This window comes from Streptomyces sp. EDA2-14, assembly GCF_054963755.1.
The window spans coordinates 97,730-115,608 of the sequence record NZ_JBUEGE010000002.1 but is presented as its reverse complement, the minus strand read 5'-3'; the positions used below and the strand labels follow the sequence as shown (position 1 = coordinate 115,608).

General features: G+C 72.1%; 18 protein-coding genes and 1 tRNA gene. 8 read left to right on the top strand and 11 right to left on the bottom strand.

Annotated features, from left to right (window positions below; translation table 11 throughout):
- Window positions 1-22 precede the first annotated feature (22 nt).
- Window positions 23-448 carry an alternative ribosome rescue aminoacyl-tRNA hydrolase ArfB gene (arfB, locus tag ACY34M_RS06810; protein WP_462716493.1) on the bottom strand — a complete coding sequence of 142 codons (426 nt, stop codon included), beginning with the start codon at window positions 446-448 and terminating at the stop codon, window positions 23-25.
- Between the two features lie 180 nt (window positions 449-628).
- Between arfB and ACY34M_RS06805 the strand changes: the two genes are divergently transcribed.
- Window positions 629-1,204: a TerD family protein gene (locus tag ACY34M_RS06805; RefSeq protein ID WP_462716494.1), complete on the top strand. Its 576-nt coding sequence runs from the start codon at window positions 629-631 to the stop codon at window positions 1,202-1,204.
- Between the two features lie 37 nt (window positions 1,205-1,241).
- Here ACY34M_RS06805 and ACY34M_RS06800 read toward each other — a convergent pair whose 3' ends face one another.
- From ACY34M_RS06800 to ACY34M_RS06785, 4 genes are all read right to left on the bottom strand, one after another.
- The gene (locus ACY34M_RS06800) at window positions 1,242-2,651 is read right to left on the bottom strand and encodes a M1 family metallopeptidase (protein ID WP_462716495.1); all 1,410 of its coding nucleotides are present in this window, start codon (window positions 2,649-2,651) and stop codon (window positions 1,242-1,244) included.
- A 51-nt stretch (window positions 2,652-2,702) separates the two neighbouring features.
- Window positions 2,703-3,836, bottom strand: coding sequence for a YncE family protein (locus ACY34M_RS06795; protein WP_462716496.1), 1,134 nt, complete (start codon window positions 3,834-3,836; stop codon window positions 2,703-2,705).
- Window positions 3,833-4,432 carry an ankyrin repeat domain-containing protein gene (locus tag ACY34M_RS06790; RefSeq protein WP_462716497.1) on the bottom strand — a complete coding sequence of 200 codons (600 nt, stop codon included), beginning with the start codon at window positions 4,430-4,432 and terminating at the stop codon, window positions 3,833-3,835. Before ACY34M_RS06790 ends, ACY34M_RS06795 begins: the two co-directional genes overlap by 4 nt.
- Window positions 4,433-4,645: 213 nt before the next feature.
- Entirely contained in the window at window positions 4,646-5,212 is a 567-nt protein-coding gene (locus ACY34M_RS06785) for a GlcG/HbpS family heme-binding protein (RefSeq protein WP_462716498.1), read from the bottom strand.
- A 352-nt stretch (window positions 5,213-5,564) separates the two neighbouring features.
- Between ACY34M_RS06785 and ACY34M_RS06780 the strand changes: the two genes are divergently transcribed.
- Genes ACY34M_RS06780 through ACY34M_RS06770 form a run of 3 tightly spaced genes read left to right on the top strand, consistent with a single transcriptional unit; the run spans window position 5,565 to window position 7,988 of the window.
- Complete coding sequence (locus ACY34M_RS06780) at window positions 5,565-6,800, top strand: sensor histidine kinase (protein WP_462716622.1); 1,236 nt, start codon at window positions 5,565-5,567, stop codon at window positions 6,798-6,800.
- Between the two features lie 16 nt (window positions 6,801-6,816).
- Complete coding sequence (locus tag ACY34M_RS06775) at window positions 6,817-7,452, top strand: response regulator (RefSeq protein ID WP_462716499.1); 636 nt, start codon at window positions 6,817-6,819, stop codon at window positions 7,450-7,452.
- 35 nt (window positions 7,453-7,487) lie between these two features.
- Window positions 7,488-7,988, top strand: coding sequence for a hypothetical protein (locus ACY34M_RS06770; protein ID WP_462716623.1), 501 nt, complete (start codon window positions 7,488-7,490; stop codon window positions 7,986-7,988).
- Window positions 7,989-8,018: 30 nt separating this feature from the next.
- On the opposite strand, the gene ACY34M_RS06765 is transcribed toward ACY34M_RS06770, so the two are convergent.
- On the bottom strand, window positions 8,019-8,684 hold the full coding sequence (locus ACY34M_RS06765; RefSeq protein WP_462716500.1) for a pentapeptide repeat-containing protein: 666 nt from the start codon (window positions 8,682-8,684) through the stop codon (window positions 8,019-8,021).
- A gap of 208 nt (window positions 8,685-8,892) precedes the next feature.
- Here ACY34M_RS06765 and ACY34M_RS06760 point away from each other — a divergent pair, with 208 nt between their 5' ends.
- Together ACY34M_RS06760 and ACY34M_RS06755 are read left to right on the top strand one after the other, a co-directional pair.
- Complete coding sequence (locus ACY34M_RS06760; protein WP_462716501.1) at window positions 8,893-10,077, top strand: NAD(P)-binding protein; 1,185 nt, start codon at window positions 8,893-8,895, stop codon at window positions 10,075-10,077.
- A gap of 50 nt (window positions 10,078-10,127) precedes the next feature.
- The gene (locus tag ACY34M_RS06755) at window positions 10,128-11,135 is read left to right on the top strand and encodes a zinc-binding dehydrogenase (RefSeq protein ID WP_462716502.1); all 1,008 of its coding nucleotides are present in this window, start codon (window positions 10,128-10,130) and stop codon (window positions 11,133-11,135) included.
- Window positions 11,136-11,142: 7 nt separating this feature from the next.
- On the opposite strand, the gene ACY34M_RS06750 is transcribed toward ACY34M_RS06755, so the two are convergent.
- From ACY34M_RS06750 to ACY34M_RS06735, 4 genes are read right to left on the bottom strand one after another with little or no spacing between them, the layout of a single operon-like run.
- Entirely contained in the window at window positions 11,143-12,051 is a 909-nt protein-coding gene (locus ACY34M_RS06750) for a bifunctional helix-turn-helix transcriptional regulator/GNAT family N-acetyltransferase (protein ID WP_462716503.1), read from the bottom strand.
- Window positions 12,052-12,104: 53 nt separating this feature from the next.
- A complete protein-coding gene (locus tag ACY34M_RS06745) occupies window positions 12,105-12,581 on the bottom strand; it encodes an N-acetyltransferase family protein (protein WP_462716504.1) in 477 nt (158 codons plus the stop codon).
- Between the two features lie 42 nt (window positions 12,582-12,623).
- A complete protein-coding gene (locus tag ACY34M_RS06740; protein WP_462716505.1) occupies window positions 12,624-13,505 on the bottom strand; it encodes an aminoglycoside phosphotransferase family protein in 882 nt (293 codons plus the stop codon).
- 38 nt (window positions 13,506-13,543) lie between these two features.
- Window positions 13,544-14,302, bottom strand: a complete 759-nt coding sequence (locus ACY34M_RS06735; protein ID WP_462716506.1) for a DsbA family protein — start codon at window positions 14,300-14,302, stop codon at window positions 13,544-13,546.
- Between the two features lie 117 nt (window positions 14,303-14,419).
- On the opposite strand from ACY34M_RS06735, the gene ACY34M_RS06730 reads away from it, so the two are divergent.
- Window positions 14,420-15,850, top strand: a complete 1,431-nt coding sequence (locus ACY34M_RS06730) for an NAD(P)/FAD-dependent oxidoreductase (RefSeq protein WP_462716507.1) — start codon at window positions 14,420-14,422, stop codon at window positions 15,848-15,850.
- 234 nt (window positions 15,851-16,084) lie between these two features.
- Here the strand turns inward: ACY34M_RS06730 and ACY34M_RS06725 are convergent.
- A tRNA-Thr gene (locus ACY34M_RS06725) sits at window positions 16,085-16,160 on the bottom strand.
- Window positions 16,161-16,344: 184 nt separating this feature from the next.
- On the opposite strand from ACY34M_RS06725, the gene ACY34M_RS06720 reads away from it, so the two are divergent.
- Window positions 16,345-17,751 carry an RNA-guided endonuclease InsQ/TnpB family protein gene (locus ACY34M_RS06720; protein WP_462716508.1) on the top strand — a complete coding sequence of 469 codons (1,407 nt, stop codon included), beginning with the start codon at window positions 16,345-16,347 and terminating at the stop codon, window positions 17,749-17,751.
- Window positions 17,752-17,879 lie beyond the last annotated feature (128 nt).

Here is a 17,879-nt window from a genome sequence, read left to right as displayed (position 1 = left end):
CAGCGGCGCCGCCGACGGGGAACTACCAGTCCCGACCCGAGCGGCCGCGTTTCGTGTCGGAGCGCGCCTTCTTCTGGCGCAGGCGGCGTTCGTTGACGCCCCGCGGAACCCGCGTGGCACGCCTCGGCTTCGGCGGCGGCGCACTCGCCTCCGCCAACAGCGCCGCGAGGCGCACCGCCGCCGTCTCCCGGTTGCGCCACTGCGAGCGGTGCTCCGAGGCCCGTACGGAGATCACCCCGTCCACCAGACGGGACGCGAGCCGCTCCAGGGCCCGCTCCTTCCACACGGGCGGCAGCGCTTCCGTCGCCGCGAGGTCGAAGCGCAACTCCACGCGGGAGTCGCTGCTGTTCACATGCTGACCGCCCGGCCCGGACGACCGCGAGAAACGCCAGACGAGCTCGGCCTCCGGGAGGACGACCGAACCGCGGATGGGATAAGGACCGGACATGTGTCCATGGTCGCGCGTCCGTCCGGTCCGCGTCACCCGCATTTCCCGGAGCCGCGGGGGCCGGGTAAAGAAAGTAAAGAGACCTGGAACCTTCCCGACCCCTCACGGCGTTCCTACGGGTACGAGTAGCTTCGGCTGCACACGCACGCACTCTTAAAACGAGGGAAGGACTCCCAAACCATGGCTGTAAGCCTGTCCAAGGGTGGCAACGTCTCGCTCACCAAGGAGGCTCCGGGCCTGACCGCCGTCACCGTGGGCCTCGGCTGGGACGTCCGCACCACCACGGGTACCGACTTCGACCTCGACGCCTCGGCGATCGCGGTCAACCCCGAGGGCAAGGTCTACTCGGACGGTCACTTCGTCTTCTTCAACAACAAGCAGACGCCGGACCAGTCGATCGTCCACACCGGTGACAACCGCTCCGGTGAGGGCGAGGGCGACGACGAGGCGATCAACGTGAACCTCGCGGCGCTCCCCGCCGACGTCGACAAGGTCGTCTTCCCGGTCTCGATCTACGACGCGGAGTCCCGCTCGCAGAACTTCGGCCAGGTCCGCAACGCGTACATCCGCATCGTGAACCAGGCCGGCGGCACCGAGATCGCCCGCTACGACCTCTCCGAGGACGCCGCGACCGAGACGGCGATGGTCTTCGGCGAGCTGTACCGCAACGGCGCGGAGTGGAAGTTCCGCGCCGTGGGCCAGGGCTACGCCTCGGGCCTCGTCGGCATCGCGCAGGACTTCGGCGTGAACGTCTGAGTCACGGTCCGGGTCCCGAGCTCTCGGGACACAGGACCTAGCTGAGCGGGGGCTTTCCGCTCCCGCGCAGCCAGTTCTCCCAGACCCCGGCAAGGGCCTTCTCCTTGCCGGGGTTCTGCTGTTCCACGTACGCGGTGAACTCGTCGGTGTCGGCGTTGCCGTGCCGGTGCTCGGCGGCCCACCCCTTGAGCAGCTCGGAGAACTTCGCGTCGCCGATCGTGCGGCGGACCCGGTGCAGCACCATCGCGCCGCGCTCGTAGACCGGGGAGTCGGAGAGGTGCGCGGAGTTCGGCGGCTGCGCGGGCGGGAAGGCCCAGACGCCGTCGCTCTCCGGCCGCTTCAGCACCGCGTCGAAGGTCTGCTGCGCCGTGTCACCGCCGTGCTCCTCGTCCCACAGCCACTCCGCGTACGTCGCGAAACCCTCGTTCAGCCACATGTCCCGCCAGGACTTCGGGGTGACCGAGTCGCCGTACCACTGGTGCGCCAACTCGTGGACGAGCAGGCCGACATCGGGGGCGCCGGGGAAGACGGGCCGGTTCTGGGTCTCCAGGGCGTAGCCGATGTCACCGGCCTGGTCGACGATCGCGCCCGTGGACGAGAACGGGTAGGCGCCGAACTTCTCCGTCTCCCATTCGACGATCTTCGGCAGCCGGTCGAGCGCCTTCGCGCTCGCCTTCGCCTCGGCCGGGTCGACGGCCGTGTACACGGGAATCCCGCCGGGCGTGCGCCCCCGCTCGATCTCGAACCGTCCGACGGCGACGGTCGCCAGATAGCTCGCCATCGGCTCCCGCACCCGCCAGTCGTAGGCGGTGCGCCGCCCGTCGGAGGAGCGCCGCGCGCTCCTCAACTCGCCGTTGGACACCGCCTGTACGCCGACGGGGGCGCTGATCCGGATGTCGTACGTCGCCTTGTCCGAGGGGTGGTGGTTGCCGGGGAACCAGGCCATGGAGCCGGTGGGTTCGCCGAGGCCGAGCGCGCCGTCGGCGGTGCGCAGCCAGCCCTCGCCCGTGCCGTCGGGATCGGTGACCGTGACGGGTTCGCCGCTGTAGCGGACGGTCGTACGGAAGGTGTGCCCCTCGGCGAGCTCGTCGTGCGGGCGCACGGTCACCTCGTGCCCTGCGCGGCTTGCCACGGCCTTCTCGCCGTCGACGGTGACCTTGTCGACCGTCAACCCCTTCAGATCGAGGTTGAAGGCGCTGAGTGCCTGGTCCGCGGTCGCGGTGATGTCGGCGGTGCCGGAGAGCCGGTGGGTGTCCGGGTCGTAGTCGAGGTCGAGGGCGTAGTGGCCGACGTCGTAGCCGCCGTTCCCGAGCTTCGGGAAGTACGGGTCGCGCAGGCCCGAGGCACCGGGAGTGCCGTTGACGCCGCCGTCGCACCCGGCGACGGCGGCGGTCAGGACGGTGAGGGCCGTGAGGAGGAGGGCGGAGGGGAGGATTCGGCGGCGCACGCCGAGATCCTATGACCCCAATGTCCGGTTACGGGCGCCCGACGGTCCTGCTCACAGAACGGCGATCCCCAACGGCCGCTCGCCCGCGGCCAGTCGACGGGTGTCGCCGCTGTCGACTTCGACGACGGTGATGCCGTTCCAGTAGCCGTCACGGGTGAAGCCGCCGGTGACGTACGCGGTCCCGCCGTCGTCGGAGACGGCGACGTCCTCGTGCGGACCGTCGAGCGGGATCACCTTCTCCTTGCCGCCCGGCGTCCGGACGGTCAGCGAGGGACCCTCGTCCTCGGCCGGGTCGATGGGCCCGGTGCCGACGGCGAAGAGGGTTCCGTCGTCGGTGACGGTGACGCCGTGCTGATGGGTGTTGGCGGTCATCCGCTGGACGGTGGAGCGCCCCGTGTCCGGGTCGACGACCACGAGCTTCTCGCCCTCGAAGGGGAACAGCAGCTTTCCGTCCGAGGGGCGTACGGCGGCGTAGTGCGGCTTCAGCCACGAGCCGAGTCCGCCCTCGGTGCCGTACGGGGCGACCTCGATGCGGCGGGTGTCGCCGCTGCGGGTGTCCAGGACGGTGACGTCGAAGGAGTCGTGGTCGGTCGCGTACACCTGGCGGCCGTCCTTCGACACGTCGACGTCGAAGGGGCGTCGGCCGACGTCGGCGGTGTCGACGACCTTCCTGGTCCTGGTGTCGATGGTCTCCACCGTCCCGTTCCCGTCGGGGACGTTGACACCCACGTACGCGTGCTTTCCGTCCGGCGCGAGGGCGATGCCCATGCCGCCGCCGCGGTACTCGCCGTCGGTGAACGGGCCGAGGCCGTCGGTCTCGTACGGGATCAGAGCCTCGCGCTCACGGCTGTCCGTGTCGACGACGGCGACGCCCTCGGCGGTCGCGACCCAGGCCCGCCCGTCGTCCCCGACGACGAGCCCGTACGGGGCGCGGCCGACCTTCACCGAGTCGAAGGCGCCCTTGCCGGGGGCCGGGTCGACGAAGGAGACGGTGTCGGCGCCGAAGTCGGCGACGAGGAGGGTGCCGCCGGGGGTCGTGGCGGACTTCGGGGTCCGGTCGGCCTCGGGAGCCTTCTTCGCGGGCGAACTCGCCTTGCTGGACGGCGCGTCGGTGGTGTCCTGCGTCGCGGCGCAACCGGTGGCGAGCACGGCGACCGCCACGGCCGCGAGGACCGCGCGCCTCACCGTACGGCCCTCAACAGCTCGGCGATCTCCGTGAATCCGCGGCGCTCGGCGTGTTCGAGGGGCGTGACGCCGTCGCCGTCCGGCAGGTCGGGGGTGGCGCCCGCCGTGATGAGCAGCTCGACGATCTCCTGGTGCGCGCGGCCGCCGTCGCCGAGGATCACGGCCTCCAACAGGGCGGTCCAGCCGAGCCGGTTGACGTGGTCGACGTCGATGTCGGTCTCGCGGAGCACGGCCCGTACGTAGTCGACGTGGCCGCGTTCGGAGGCCGGGATGACGGAGATGCCACCGAACCGGTTGGTGACCTTCAGGTCGGGGTGGGCGGGCAGCAGGGCCCGCATCATCGCCACGGAGCCGGTGACGCCGGTGGCGAGCCACGGGCTGTCTTCCCGGTCGTCCTGAGCGTTCGGGTCGGCGCCGGCCGCGACGAGCGCCTCGGCGGCGGCCACGTGGTCGCCGAGGGAGGCGAGGAGGAGGGGCGTGCGGCGGTGTGCGTCGCGGGCCTCGATGTCGGCGCCTGCGGTGAGGGCGGCGCGGACGGTGTCGGCGTCGCCGTGGGCGGCGGCGGTGAGGAGCGTGCGGTTCTCGGTGTGCTGCATGGTGCGGCTCCAAATCATCCCTGCGCGCCGCAGGATCGTGCCGTTCGAGATCAGTTGCGCATACATCGTGCCTGGTCACTCCGTGCCGGAACGGACTCGTCCGCCGGGTGGGCATTTTCAGGCCCCGCCGGCGATTGAGGCGCGGGGGCCGGGGCAGAGCCCCGAGGCCGCAACACCGTCACCGGTGACACAGTCCTCGGGGCGCGCCACGTGTTAGCCGAGCTCAGCCACACCCGCCTGCGCGAACTTCTCGTCCAGGTCACCCGAGGGCGCACCGGCGACACCGATCCCCGCGATCGGCGCACCGTCGGCGGCGACCGGCGCCCCACCGGCGAGGAACAGCGTGCCGGGAATGTCCTTCAGGTTCGGCGTCTGCTCAAGCCGCTTCGTCAGCTCGGACGTCGGCGCGTTCCAGGACACCGCGGTGTACGCCTTCTTCACGGCGGACTCCGGCGACTGCGGCCCCGCCCCGTCACCGCGCAGCTCGACGATCGTGTTGCCGTTGCGGTCGACGACGGCGACGGAGACCTTCTGGTTCTCCTTCTTCGCGGCCTTCAGGACGGCCTCGGCGGCGTCGGTGGCGGCGCCCACGGTGAGGTGCTTGGACTCGAAGGTGTTGCCGGCCTTCGCGGCGGCGGGCTTGGCGGCGGCCTGCGCGGCCGGCGCCGAGTCCGCGGCGCTCGCCGAGTACGCGCCGAACCCGCCGACGGCGATGGCGGCGGCCAGCGTGGTGCCGGTGACGATGCGGGTGCGCTTCGAGATCTTCTTGGCGTGCTGCATGGGGAGTGCTCCTGAGTGAAGGGGGAGGTGCGAGTACGAGTAGAGGGAGGAGAGGTGGACCGGGGCGGCGATTGCCGTTCTGCCGTCCCGCTCTGCCTTCAATCCTGGGTCCGCAACCGGCCCCCACCCGTCGACGGAGCGGCTGGACGCGGCGCGCCGAGCGGTCGACGCCGGTGTCATCCGATCGGTTGACCCCGGGGGCGTACAACCCGGCGACAATGGGATTGTTTGCCCAGGTCGACGCCGTGAGGAGGTGCAGACGACCGTGATCAGGAACCGGCCGGAGCCCGCCGACAACGACGTCCACCACGGCGACGGCTACGAAGCCGACACCCGCCGCCTCACCGCGGTCATGCACGCCTCGTTCTTCCTGCTGCTCGCCGTGGCCCTGGCCCGCTTCCTGCTGCGCCACTCGCACGACGGGCGCACCCCGTGGATCGTCGCGCTCTCCGCCGTACTGGCCCTGGTCTACGGGACCGGGCTGGTACGGGGCGTCGCCGAGCGGGCCACGGCCGAAGGGGGTCCCCCCTGCTCGAGTTCATCGAGAGCTTGGGGGAGGGTGTGGCTGACGCTGGTGGTCGTGGTGTGGGTGGTGCTCACGGTGCTCGCGCCGAGCTTCGCCTGGTGCGCGGTGCCGCTCTTCTACACGGGTCTGCGGACGTTGCCGACCCGCGCCGCGCTCGTCCTCGTGGGGCTCCTGACGGTCCTCGTCATCCTGGCCCAGCTGCGGCTCGCCGGCCGCCTCGACCCGGACCTGGTGCTCGGCCCGCCGGCCGTCGTGGTGATCGCCACCGCCGTGTTCCTGCAGATGAAGCGGCAGGCGGCGCGGCAGCGCAGGCTCATCGACGACCTGATCCGCACCCGCCGCGAACTGGCCGCCTCCGAACGCCGCGAGGGCACCCTCGCCGAGCGGCAGCGGCTCTCCATGGAGATCCACGACACGCTGGCGCAGGGCCTGTCCAGCCAGCGGATGCTGCTTCAGGCGGCGCAGCGGGTGTGGGACGCCGACGCCGACAAGGCCCGCGCCCACGTCGGCACGGCCGCGTCGATCGCCGAGCACAACCTCACCGAGGCGCGCCGCTTCGTGCACGATCTGGCCCCCGCCGACCTGGCGGGCGGTCTGGCGGAGGCGCTGCGGGCCGTGGCCGCGCGGGAGTCGGGCGACCGGCTGACCGTCCAGGTCCGGGTGGACGACGACGGGCGCGCGGACCGGCTGCCCGACCGGGTGCAGTCGGCGCTGCTGCGGATCGCGCAGGGCGCGCTGGCCAACGTACGGGAGCACTCCGGGGCGGGTGGGGCCGTGCTCACGCTGACGTTGCTCGACGACCAGGTCGTGCTGGACGTCGCCGACGACGGGCGGGGGTTCGATCCGTCCGCGTTGCCCGCGGGGGCGTCGGGGGTGCGAGGGCACGGGATTCCGGCGATCCGGGCGCGGGTCCGGCAGCTGGATGGGACGCTCAGCCTCGAGTCGGCGCCGGGTGAGGGAGCGGTGGTCTCCGCCGCGATTCCGCTGTCACCGGTGACGGGGGCGACGTCACGGGGCTCCGCCCCGGACCCCGCTGCTCAGTCGCCGCAGGGGCTTGAATGATGAAACCGGAGCCGACATGACCCAGCACCCCATCCGCCTCCTCCTCTGCGACGATCACGTCGTCGTCCGTGCCGGGCTGCTCGCGCTGCTCGACAGTGCCCCGGACATCGAGGTCGTCGGCGAGGCCGGGACCGGGGAGGAGGCGATCGCGACCGCCGCGAAGCTGCGGCCCGACGTCGTGCTGATGGACCTGCAGCTGGGCGAGGGCATGGACGGCGTGGAGACGACCCGCCGGCTCACGACGGGAGCGGCGCCCACGCCGCACGTGCTGGTGCTGACCACGTACGACACCGACGCCGACATCACCCGCGCCATCGAGGCCGGTGCCACGGGCTATCTGCTCAAGGCGGAGCGGCCCGAGGAGCTGTTCGCCGCGATCCACGCCGCCGCGGAGGGCCGCACCGCCCTGTCCGCCCCGGTGGCCAGCCGGGTCATGGCCAATATGCGCAAGCCGCGGCCCACCCTCACCGACCGCGAGCGCGACATCCTCGCGCAGCTGGCGCACGGACTCGGCAACCGGGAGATCGCCAAGGCCCTGTTCATCAGCGAGGCCACGGTCAAGACGCACCTGGGCCGGATCTACGACAAGCTCGGCGTGGACACCCGGGCCGGCGCGGTCGCGGTGGCGAAGGAGCAGCGCCTGCTCCCGTGAGGACCGGCGGCCCCACCCGTGACACCATCACGTACGTGCTCGACATCGGTTACGCCCTCTCCCGCCGCTTCCCGGACCCGCCGCAGACGGACTACCGGCGCGCGGACGTCCACGCGCTGCGCCACGACCTGTTCAGCGGCGACGTGTACCTGGCCGACACCAAGGCCGACCGGGAGCTGTCCACAGCCTGGGGATGGGTGCCCGTGCTGGACTTCGCGTGGGCGCTGTGCGACATCGTCGAGCAGCTGGACAAGGACCCGCGTGGCAGCCGCTCCGCCACTCCCCAGTACGCCGAGCTGGACTTCACGGAGTCGAGCGACCGGATGCTCTTCGAGCGCCGCTTCGGCTGGGTGGACATCGAGGCCGACTGGATGCCGGCCGAGGAGCCCGCGCTGACCTTCTCCCACTCCGAACTGCGCCGCGAGGCACGGGACTTCCTGCACGATCTGCTCGCCGACCTCACGGACATGCACGAGGACCTGGCGGACAACCCGGCCCTGTGGGACCTCCAGGCCCGCTTCCCCCGCCTCCCGTAAGCAGGACCGGGCCCCGCCAAGGGGCAGGATCTACTCCACCCGCACCCCCAGCTCCGCCGCGAACACCCCGGCCAGGTCCATGAGCTGGGCCGGTGAGATCACCGCGCCGCCCAGCCGGTCCACACCCCGCGCGAACCCCAGCTCCGCCGCCTCCCGCAGGTCGACGTCCGTGAGGGTCGCCGCCGAGAGGTCGGCGCCCTTCAGCACGCAGCCCGCGAACTCGACCCGCTCCAGGCGCGCGCCCCCGAAGTCCGGCTCCACCAGCACGCATCCGTCGAACACGACGTCCTTGAGGCGCGCCTTCCGCAGGTTCAGGTAGTCGATCTTCCCGCCCCTGATCACCACCCGCTCCAGCGCCGCCCCGTGCAACTGCACCCCGCCGAGCCGGGCGTCGACCACTTCGACGTCCCGCAGCGTCGCCTCCGCCAGGTCCGTCCCCACGCCCCGCACGTCGGTCAGCACGGAGTCGATGAATCTGGCCCGCCCCAGGCCCGTCCCGTCGAGCCCGCACCCCGTCAGCGCGCAGTCCATGAAGCGCGCCCCGACCCCCTCCTGACCGGCGAGGTCCACGCCCCGGAACTCCAACCCGTCGTAGTCCCCGTCGGGTTCGAGACCACGTCCCTCCCACGGCGCCAACGGAGGCAGCCGTACCTGAGGCCGCCGTGCCTGCTTCACCTTCGCCGCCTGCTTCGCCATGACCCCATGCTGCACGCCGCCACTGACAATCCCGCCCGCACGCCCGCGACCTGCGCCGACGCCCCGATGTCACATCCGGGCCCGCCCCGTACGTCGTACTCGCGAAGGCCGCCCCGCGGCACCCGACGACGAGACGAGACGCCCGACGGCAGGCGCCCGACGGCGAGAGACCCGACGGCAAGAGACCCGACGACGTACGGAGTACCCCATGCGCCACACCACCCCCGCCCTCACCGTCATCGGCGGAGGTCTCGCCGGGCTGACCGCCGCGATCACCGCCGCGGAGGCGGGCGCCCGCGTCACCGTGCACGAAGCGCACCACACCCTCGGCGGCCGGGCCCGCACCGCAGAGGGCCCCTACCTCACCCACGAGGGCCCGCACGCCCTCTACAACGGCGGCCCGCACTGGACCTGGCTCCGGCAGCGCGAACTGCTCGGCCCGCTCGCCCCGGTCCCGCCGCTCGAAGGCGCCCGGCTGCGCTTCCACCGCGACGGCGCGCTGCGCCGCACCCCGCCCGCAGGCCTCCTCCGCCTCCTGCGCCACAAGCCCGAAAACGCCCCCGTGGACGAGGACTTCACCACCTGGGCCACGCGCACCGCGGGCCCCGACGCGGCCCGCGCCGCCGCGCACTACACGGCCGTCGCCCTGTTCCACCACGACCCCGGATCGCTCTCGGCCCGCTTCGTCCAGGAACGCCTGCGCCGCACCGCCAAGGTGCCGCCCGAGGCGCACTACCCGGTCGGCGGCTGGTCCTCGGTCGTCGACCGGATGGCGTCCCGCGCCTGGAACCTCGGCGTGCGCATGGAGACGCTGAGCCGGGTGGACACGCTGCCCACCGACACGCCCGTCGTCGTCGCGACCTCCCTCGACGCGGCCCGCGGACTCCTCAAGGACCCCTCGCTGACCTGGCAAAGCGGCCGTACGACGCTGATCGACCTGGCCGTGCGGACCCGGCGCGGCGACGCCTTCGCGGTGTCGGGACTCGACTTCCCCGCATGGCTCGAACGGTTCACGGCACAGGACAAGTCCCTTGCCCCGCGCGGCGAGAGCCTGATCCAGGGGCAGGTGCCGATCGCGCCCGACGAGTCCAGGGCGGCCGGTTCCGCGCGCGCCGACGGACTGCTCGACCTCGCGTTCCCCGGCTGGCGCGAGCGCACGACCTGGCGCCGCGACTCCCTCGCCCGGGGCCGGACCGGAGCGCTCGACCGCCCCGGCACGACGTGGCGCGACCGCCCCTCGATCGACCGCGGCGACGGCGTCTACCTGGCGGGCGACATGGTGGCGGCGCCCGGCGTGCTCTCCGAGGTCTCCTTCACCAGCGCCATCGAGGCGACGACGCTGGCGCTGCGGCGGCCCGCCCTCACCCGCGGCCTTGACCTCAACCGTGCTTGAGGTCGAAGACTGGCGGTCCGGCCACCGCCACGGATCCACGGGGAGACACCATGCACGCCGTCCGCCTGCACGCCTTCGGCCCCGCCGAGAACCTCACGTACGAGAAGGCCGAGGATCCCGAACCGGGCCCCGGACAGGTGCGGATCGCGGTCGCGGCCGCGGGCGTGCACCTGCTGGACACCGCGATCCGCTCCGGCGTGCGGGGGCCGCTGCCCGCCCTGCCCGAGCTGCCCACGATCCCCGGCCGTGAGGTCGCGGGCACCGTCGAGTCGCTCGGCGCGGGCACCGACCCCGCCTGGCTCGGCAAGCAGGTCGTCGCCCACCTCGGCACGGTCCCCGGCGGCTACGCCGAGCTCGCCGTCACGGACACGGACCGCCTCCACGAACTCCCGGCCGGTCTGGACCCGGCGCACGCCGTCGCCATGATCGGCACGGGCCGCACGGCGCTCGGCATCCTGAACTTCACCACCGTCACCCCCGACACGGTCGCGCTCGTCCCCGCCGCCGCGGGCGGCATCGGCACGCTCCTCGTCCAGTACGTGAAGCACGCGGGCGGCACCGTGATCGGCCTGGCGGGCGGCCCGGCGAAGACGGCGGCCGCCCGGGCGAACGGCGCCGACCTCGCCCTCGACTACGACGATCCCGGCTGGCCCGCGGCAGCGCGCGAATTCCTCGGAGACCGGGACGCCACCGTCCTCTTCGACGGAGTCGGCGGCCCCACGACCGAACGCGCCCTCGACCTCCTCGGCCCCGGCGGGCACCACCTCGTCTTCGGCTGGTCCGCTCAGGGCATCGGCGCCGACGAGGGCCCGCACCTCCTCGACGAGGCCGAGCGCGCCCGCCGCGGCATCACCCAGGAGCATGTCCTCGGCCCGCCGATGATGCGCAGGGCAGGCGGCGACAACCCCCTGCGCACCCTCGAACTCGCCGCCCTCGACCACGCGGCCCGCGGCGTCCTCACCCCCACCGTCCACCGCTTCGCGCTCGCCGACGCGGCCACCGCGCACCACGCCCTGGAGACGCGCGGCACGACGGGCAAAGTGGTCCTGGAACCGTGAGCCGCACCTAGGAGGCGGGACGCAGCCGCTTCTCGAACCAATGGTGCGCGTACGGCTCGTCGTTGAAGGCCGCGACCTCCTCGAAGCCGAACGCGTGGTAGAGGCCGATCGCCTCGTTCAGCGCCTTGTTGGTGTCCAGGCGCAGCAGTTCGGCGCCGTGCCGGGCGGCCCGCGCCTCCAGCTCCGCCAGGAAGCGGCGGGCGAGGCCGAGGCCCCTGACCCGCGGCGCCACCCACATGCGCTTCACCTCGGCCGCCCCGCCCGGCGGCAGCTTGAGCCCGGCGCAGCCGACCGGCTCCCCGTGCAGCCGCGCCACGACGAACCGGCCGTGCGGCGACCGCAGTTCACCGGCGTCGGGCAGGAGGCTGCGCTCCGGGTCGAAGCCCGTGTCGAACCGCTCCTGAAGCTCGGCGAAGTAGCCACGCAGACACAGCTCGGCGTCGGGATGGTCGGGGGGCACGTCGTCCAGGGTGACCGTGCCGGCCGTGAGCAGCCGGTCCACCTCGGCCATCGCGGCGACCAGGCGGCCGCGCTGGCGGGGGCTCAGCGGGGCGAGCAGCGAGTCAGCGGCCTCGTCGCTGCGCCGGTCGAGCAGGGCCCACTCCTCGCGCCCCCGCTCGGTGAGCCGCGCCGTGCGCACCCGCCGGTCCCGCTCCAGCGGCTCCACCGCCACGAGTCCGTCCGCCTCCAGGGCGCGCAGCAGGCGGCTGACGTAACCGGAGTCGAGCCCGAGCCGCTCCCTCAGCCGCCGTACGTCGAGCGGCGCTTCGGACTCGCCGATCTCCCACAGCAGCCGGGCCTGCCCGTAGGGCCGGTCGGTGCCGTGGAACCGCTCCTGGAGCACGCCGACGCGCTCGCCGACCACGCGGTTGAACCGCCGCACCTGCGCGACCTCGTCACGACCGTCCTCACTCATTCTCTGACCTTAGTCAGACAAGGAGCGTGAACGCCAGCCGCCCGGCTGTCCGGCTACACCGTCCCGGCCGCCTTCAGCGCCTCGTCCGTCAGCCGGTACACCGTCCACTCGTCCTGCGGTCGCGCGCCCATCGCCTCGTAGAACTCGATCGACGGGGTGTTCCAGTTCAGCACCGACCACTCCAGGCGCTCGTAGCCGCGCTCCACGCAGACCCGCGCAAGCTCCGTGAGCAGCGCCTTGCCGTGGCCGCCGCCGCGCGCCGCGGGACGCACGTACAGGTCCTCCAGGTAGATGCCGTGCACGCCGCGCCACGTGGAGAAGTTCAGGAACCACAGCGCGAAGCCGACCGGCTCGCCGGTCTCCGCGTCCTCGGCGATGTGCGCATACGCCGCCGGCCGCTCGCCGAACAGCGCCTCGCGCAGTTGCTCCTCGCTCGCCCGCGCCTCGTGCAGCGCCTTCTCGTAGTCGGCGAGCTCGCGGATCATGGCGTGGATGACGGGGACGTCGGCAGGGGTGGCGGTACGAATCATGGCGGCAGACTAATCCGCGGCACTGACACGGACCGCCCGGGGCTAGGGCCTGGCGCGCAGCCGCCGCGCGATCTCCAGGTCCACCGCGCCGAGTTCCCGCCCGTCCTCGATGTCCCACAGCGCGTTCTGCAGCACCCGGCCGAGCGTCCACGCCCGCGCCCGCTCCCGATCGAGCCCGAGGACCCCGCTCATCGCGTCGAACCGCCACCGCGTCTCCTGCGGCTCGAAGCGGTTGTTCAGCGCGGGCCACAGGTCGAAGCCGGGGTCCCCGGCCAGCGGCTTCGGGTCGATCGCGAGCCACGGTTCGCGCCCGGCGGCCAGCACGTTCTCGAAGTGCAGGTCCCAGTGCAGCAGCCGGTCCCCCGCCTCGTCCGCGACCTCCCGCACCGCCGCCGCGCAGTCCGCGAGCAGCGCGCGCTCGGCCGGGTCGGCCACGCGGCGCAGCGCGTCCGGGGCGTCCGCGAGCATCCGCGCGGCGATGTCGGACAGCCTGCGCATGCCCTCAGGGGCGGGCCCCGCCGTCAGCCTTGCCAGCAGTTCGGCGATCACCCGGACCGCCTCGCGCGAGTCCGCCACGTCGCTCAGCATCCGGGCCGAGTCGAGCCGTTCGAGCAGCATCGTGCCGGTCGCGTCGTCGTACGCGAGGAGCCGCACGGCGCCGTCGCCGTCCCACACGCGCAGCGCGACCGGTTCGCCCTCGGTCTCCTCGTCGAGCACCTGGAACTTGAGGGCCGCGGGCCGCCCCCCGCGCACCACGGGCACGACGAGCGCCGCCATCCCGTGCATCAGCGGCCCGTCGACCGTCAGCCCCCAGCGCTCCAGGAACTCCTCGACCCGCGCGGGCAGCGCCGCGACGAACGCGCGGCCCGCCTCCCCCGCGTACGCGTGCTGCGACTCAACAAGGCCCACCGGTACGTCGATCACGCCCGCGACCCTAAGTCCTGCCCGCCCCTCGGGGCCCGTCAATTATCGGGAACGCCCGCGTCCGCGAGCACCTTCTCGAACGCGTCCTCGTCGTACATCGTCTTCTCGGGAGTCACCTTTTCGCCGTCCACGTAGACGGTCGGCGTGCCCTCGATGCCGTCGGCGCGGAACTTCTTCATCGCCGCGTCCACGAAGTCCCGGTACTTCATGTCCTTCACGGCCTTGTCGAACGTGGTGGAGCGCAGCCCGTCGACCGTGTCGGCGATCTTCAGTAGGAAGGCGTCCGTGTACGCGTCCGTGGTCTCGTCGGCGGGCTGGTTCGCGTAGACCGCCGAGTGGTACTCGGGGAACTTCCCGGCCTCCACTGAGGCTCGCAGCGCGTTCGCCGCCTTCACCGAGCCGTGGCCGTTGAGGTTCTCGTCGAGGAACGAGGCGATCGTGTACTCGACCTTCACGTCGCCGTCGGCCACCGGGCCGGTCAGCGCCCGCGCGCCGCCCTGCTCGAACTTCTTGCAGTACGGGCAGCGCGGGTCCTCGTACACCTTGACCGTGTGCCGGGCCTTCGCGTCGCCCACGACGATCACGTCGTCGCCGTCCATGCGCGCGTCCAGCTTCGCCAGGTCGTCGGCGTCCTCGGCGGGCCGCACGGAGGGGGTGGCCGCGCCGGAGGGCGAGGCCGAGGCACCGGAGCCGCCGTCGCCGGAGTCCCCGCACGCCGTGGCCGTCACACCGAGCAGGACGGTGGCAGCCACCGCCGCGGCCCGCAACCGCCCCGAACCCTTCGCTCCTACGTTCACGATCCGGCTCCCACTCGCCGTGCGCTCGTCCAGCGATCACCTCACAGGCGACATATGCCACGAAACCATCACCTCACCCCTCCCGCATTCCGTCGCCGCCCAGTAACGTCCCGGGCCATGAGCAACGGCATCAGCGGCAGCGGCGACGCCCGCGACACCACCGGCACGGTCAACGGCGGCATATCGTTCTGGTACGCGGACGACGGCATCCCGCTCACCCGCGACCCCCTGCCCGGCGACGCGAGCGCGGACGTCGTCATCGTGGGCGGCGGTTACACGGGCCTGTGGACGGCCTACTACCTGAAGAAGGCCGCCCCGTTCCTGCGCATCACCGTCCTGGAGCAGAAGTTCTGCGGCTACGGAGCCTCGGGGCGCAACGGCGGCTGGCTCTACAACGGCATCGCGGGCCGCGACCGCTACGCCAGACTCCACGGCCACGACGCGGCGGTCCGCCTCCAGCAGGCGATGAACGAGACGGTCACCGAGGTCATCGACGTGGCCCGCGCCGAGTCCATCGACGCGGACATCCACCACGGCGGCGTACTCGAAGTGGCCTACACCCCGGCCCAGTTGACCCGCCTGAAGTCCTTCCACGAAACGGAACTCACCTACGGCGAGAAGGACCGCACCCTGCACGGCGCCCGCGAGACCGCCGACCGCATCCGCGTCGCCGGCGCCGTCGGCTCGACCTGGACCCCGCACGGCGCCCGCCTGCACCCGGTGAAGCTCGTCAAGGGCCTGGCCGCCGCGGTGGAGTCCCTCGGCGTCACGATCCACGAATCGACCCCGGTCACCGAGATCAAGCCCAAGCACGCCATCACGCCCTACGGAACGGTCCGCGCCCCCTACGTCCTGCGCTGCACGGAAGGCTTCACGGCCTCCCTCAAGGGCCAGCGCCGCACCTGGCTCCCCATGAACTCCTCCATGATCGCCACGGAGCCGCTGACCGCCGAGCAGTGGGAGACGATCGGCTGGGAGGGCCGCGAAACCCTCGGCGACATGGCCCACGCCTACATGTACGCCCAGCGCACGGCGGACGACCGCATCGCCCTCGGCGGCCGCGGCGTCCCCTACCGCTACGGCTCGAAGACGGACAACGACGGCCGCACCCAGCCCAAGACCGTCGAGGCCCTCCGCGAGATCCTGACCCGCTTCTTCCCCCAGCTCGCCGGCGTCCGCGTCGACCACGCCTGGTCGGGCGTCCTCGGCGTCCCCCGCGACTGGTGCGCCACCGTCACCCTGGACCGCTCGACGGGCCTCGGCTGGGCCGGCGGCTACGTCGGCTCGGGCGTCGCCACGACGAACCTGGCCGCCCGCACCCTCCGCGACCTCGTCCAACAGGACTCCGGCCAGTCCGGCCCCACCGACCTCACCGCGCTCCCCTGGGCCAACCACAAGGTCCGCAAATGGGAACCGGAACCCTTCCGCTGGCTCGGCGTGCACGGCATGTACGCCACGTACTACGCGGCCGACCGCCGCGAACTGACCACCCACACGGCGGACTCCTCACGCCTGGCGAAATGGGCGGACCGAGTCGCGGGCCGCTAGCCCCGCGTGCACTTGGGGTACTTGGCCCCCTCGGCACACTGGTTGTAGTCGCCGAGACTGACGTCGACCTCTTCCCGGTCCCCGCCCTTGGCACGGACCTGCAGCTCGTACTCGGTGTGACAGCCCCGCACAACATCATGTCGGAATGCCGGCACCAGGGGGAACCACTGAACCTCGACAGCCCTCCGGGCCCAGCAAAAAGCCCAGGCACACTAGGTGTGACCTGGGCTTTTCTGGAGCCGCCTGTCGGAATCGAACCGACGACCTTCGGATTACAAAGCCGGCGCTCTACCAACTGAGCTAAGGCGGCACCGCGCACCACAACGCCGTACGCAAAGGCTTCACCACCTTACACAGCCGCCCTTGACCCAGGCCAAGAAGTTCCCGCACATCCTGGCGTCGGACCTACGTGCGTAACCTCCCGAGCACCCGTTCGTTGACCGTACGAACACACTGTTCCGACTATCGGATCGCGGGAAGTGGGCGGGGGGCTCATGGGGGACGTTCCGGCGGAGAAGCCACGGTCCGTGACCGGTGCCGAGGCCAAGCGGGTCAAGCGCGAGACGCTGGGGATCGCCGACAGCAGCAGGCCCCGGAGCGGTCCGGGAGGCCCGGTGAAGCGCCGGGCCAAGGAGGCGGGGGCGCGGGAGCGGGTCTACCGGTATCGCTGTTATCCGACCGAGGCGCAGGCCGAGCAGTTGGTGAGGACTTTCGGCGCGTGTCGTTGGGTCTACAACGAGGGGTTGGCGCTGCGGTCGAGGGCGTGGCGTGAGCATCAGGTGTCGGTGGGGTTCGCGGAGACGTGTCGGGCGTTGACGGGGTGGCGTCGGGCGGAGGGGTCGGCGTGGTTGGGGGAGGTGTCGTCGACGGTGCTGCAGCAGCCGTTGCGGCATTTGCAGGCGGCGTTCCAGGCGTTCTTTCAGGGTCGGGCGAAGTATCCGAAGCGCAAGAAGAAGGGCCGGTCTCGGGATGCGGCGACGTATGCGCGAACGGGTTTCAGCTGGCGGGAGGACGCGGAGCGGCCGGGTACGGGGGCCTTGAAGCTGGCGTTGCAGAGCGCGCCGCTGGAGGTGCGGTGGTCGCGGCCGTTGCCGGTGGGTGTGGTGCCGGTACGGGTGACGGTGTCGCGGGATCGGGCTGGGCGGTTCTTTGTGGCGTTTCTCGTGGAGGACGTCATCGAGGCGTTGCCCGCGGCGTTTGTGGCCGGGTCGCGGGAGCCGCGGGCGGTGGGGTTGGACCTGGGCTTGGTGTCGTTGGTGACGTTGGATGACGGCACGAAGGTGGATCATCCGAGGTTGCTGCGGCGTTATGCGGCCGAACTCGCCCGACTGCAGCGTGAGTTGCATCGTAAGAAGCGGGGTTCGCGGAACCGGGAGAAGGTGCGCCGGAAGATCGCCCGGCTGTACGCCCTGATGGGGGATGTCCGCAGGGACATGTTGGATCAGTTGACGACCCGCCTCGTGCGCGAGAACCAAGTGCTCGTGGTGGAGGATCTGTCGATCGTGACCCTGATGGCTGCGGTGAAGGGAGAGGGGCGGCGGCGCAAGGCGCGGCTCAATGACTCGCTGCGGGATGCGTCCTGGGGCGAACTGCTGCGGCAGTTGAAGTACAAGTGCGAGTGGTACGGGCGGACTCTGGTGGTCGTGGACCGGTTCTTTCCGTCGACGCGGCGCTGCTCGGCCTGTCACGCGAAGGGCCCGAAGCTGGATGTGTCGGTGCGGGAGTGGGCGTGCGGCGAGTGCGGTGCGGTGCACGACCGTGATGTGAACGCGGCGGTGAACCTCCGGGACGAGGGGATGCGCCTGTACTGGCTGGTGGCGTCGGCGCTGCCACCGGGGCGGCCGGTGCCGTCGGTGATTCGGGCGTCGGAGTTGCCGGAGGGGGTCGTGGCGGCCGCGTAGGGGGCGGCTGTGGTTGTTGTTCTGCGCAGTACGGACCGATGGGCCGTCGGCCGGAATGCCTGTGGAGCCTGCGTAAGACCGTGCGGTGCGGCGGGGTAGCCCGTTGTCCGTCGGCGGCGGGCTGTGAA

Excerpts from the sequence above, each read along its gene's own strand:
- arfB (WP_462716493.1), bottom strand. The coding sequence starts at position 448 with ATGTCCGGTCCTTATCCCATCCGCGGTTCGGTCGTCCTCCCGGAGGCC.
- ACY34M_RS06805 (WP_462716494.1), top strand. The coding sequence starts at position 629 with ATGGCTGTAAGCCTGTCCAAGGGTGGCAACGTCTCGCTCACCAAGGAG.
- ACY34M_RS06790 (WP_462716497.1), bottom strand. The coding sequence starts at position 4,432 with ATGCAGCACACCGAGAACCGCACGCTCCTCACCGCCGCCGCCCACGGC.
- ACY34M_RS06785 (WP_462716498.1), bottom strand. The coding sequence starts at position 5,212 with ATGCAGCACGCCAAGAAGATCTCGAAGCGCACCCGCATCGTCACCGGC.
- ACY34M_RS06780 (WP_462716622.1), top strand. The coding sequence starts at position 5,565 with ATGCACGCCTCGTTCTTCCTGCTGCTCGCCGTGGCCCTGGCCCGCTTC.
- ACY34M_RS06775 (WP_462716499.1), top strand. The coding sequence starts at position 6,817 with ATGACCCAGCACCCCATCCGCCTCCTCCTCTGCGACGATCACGTCGTC.
- ACY34M_RS06765 (WP_462716500.1), bottom strand. The coding sequence starts at position 8,684 with ATGGCGAAGCAGGCGGCGAAGGTGAAGCAGGCACGGCGGCCTCAGGTA.
- ACY34M_RS06760 (WP_462716501.1), top strand. The coding sequence starts at position 8,893 with ATGCGCCACACCACCCCCGCCCTCACCGTCATCGGCGGAGGTCTCGCC.
- ACY34M_RS06755 (WP_462716502.1), top strand. The coding sequence starts at position 10,128 with ATGCACGCCGTCCGCCTGCACGCCTTCGGCCCCGCCGAGAACCTCACG.
- ACY34M_RS06750 (WP_462716503.1), bottom strand. The coding sequence starts at position 12,051 with ATGAGTGAGGACGGTCGTGACGAGGTCGCGCAGGTGCGGCGGTTCAAC.
- ACY34M_RS06745 (WP_462716504.1), bottom strand. The coding sequence starts at position 12,581 with ATGATTCGTACCGCCACCCCTGCCGACGTCCCCGTCATCCACGCCATG.
- ACY34M_RS06730 (WP_462716507.1), top strand. The coding sequence starts at position 14,420 with ATGAGCAACGGCATCAGCGGCAGCGGCGACGCCCGCGACACCACCGGC.
- ACY34M_RS06720 (WP_462716508.1), top strand. The coding sequence starts at position 16,345 with ATGGGGGACGTTCCGGCGGAGAAGCCACGGTCCGTGACCGGTGCCGAG.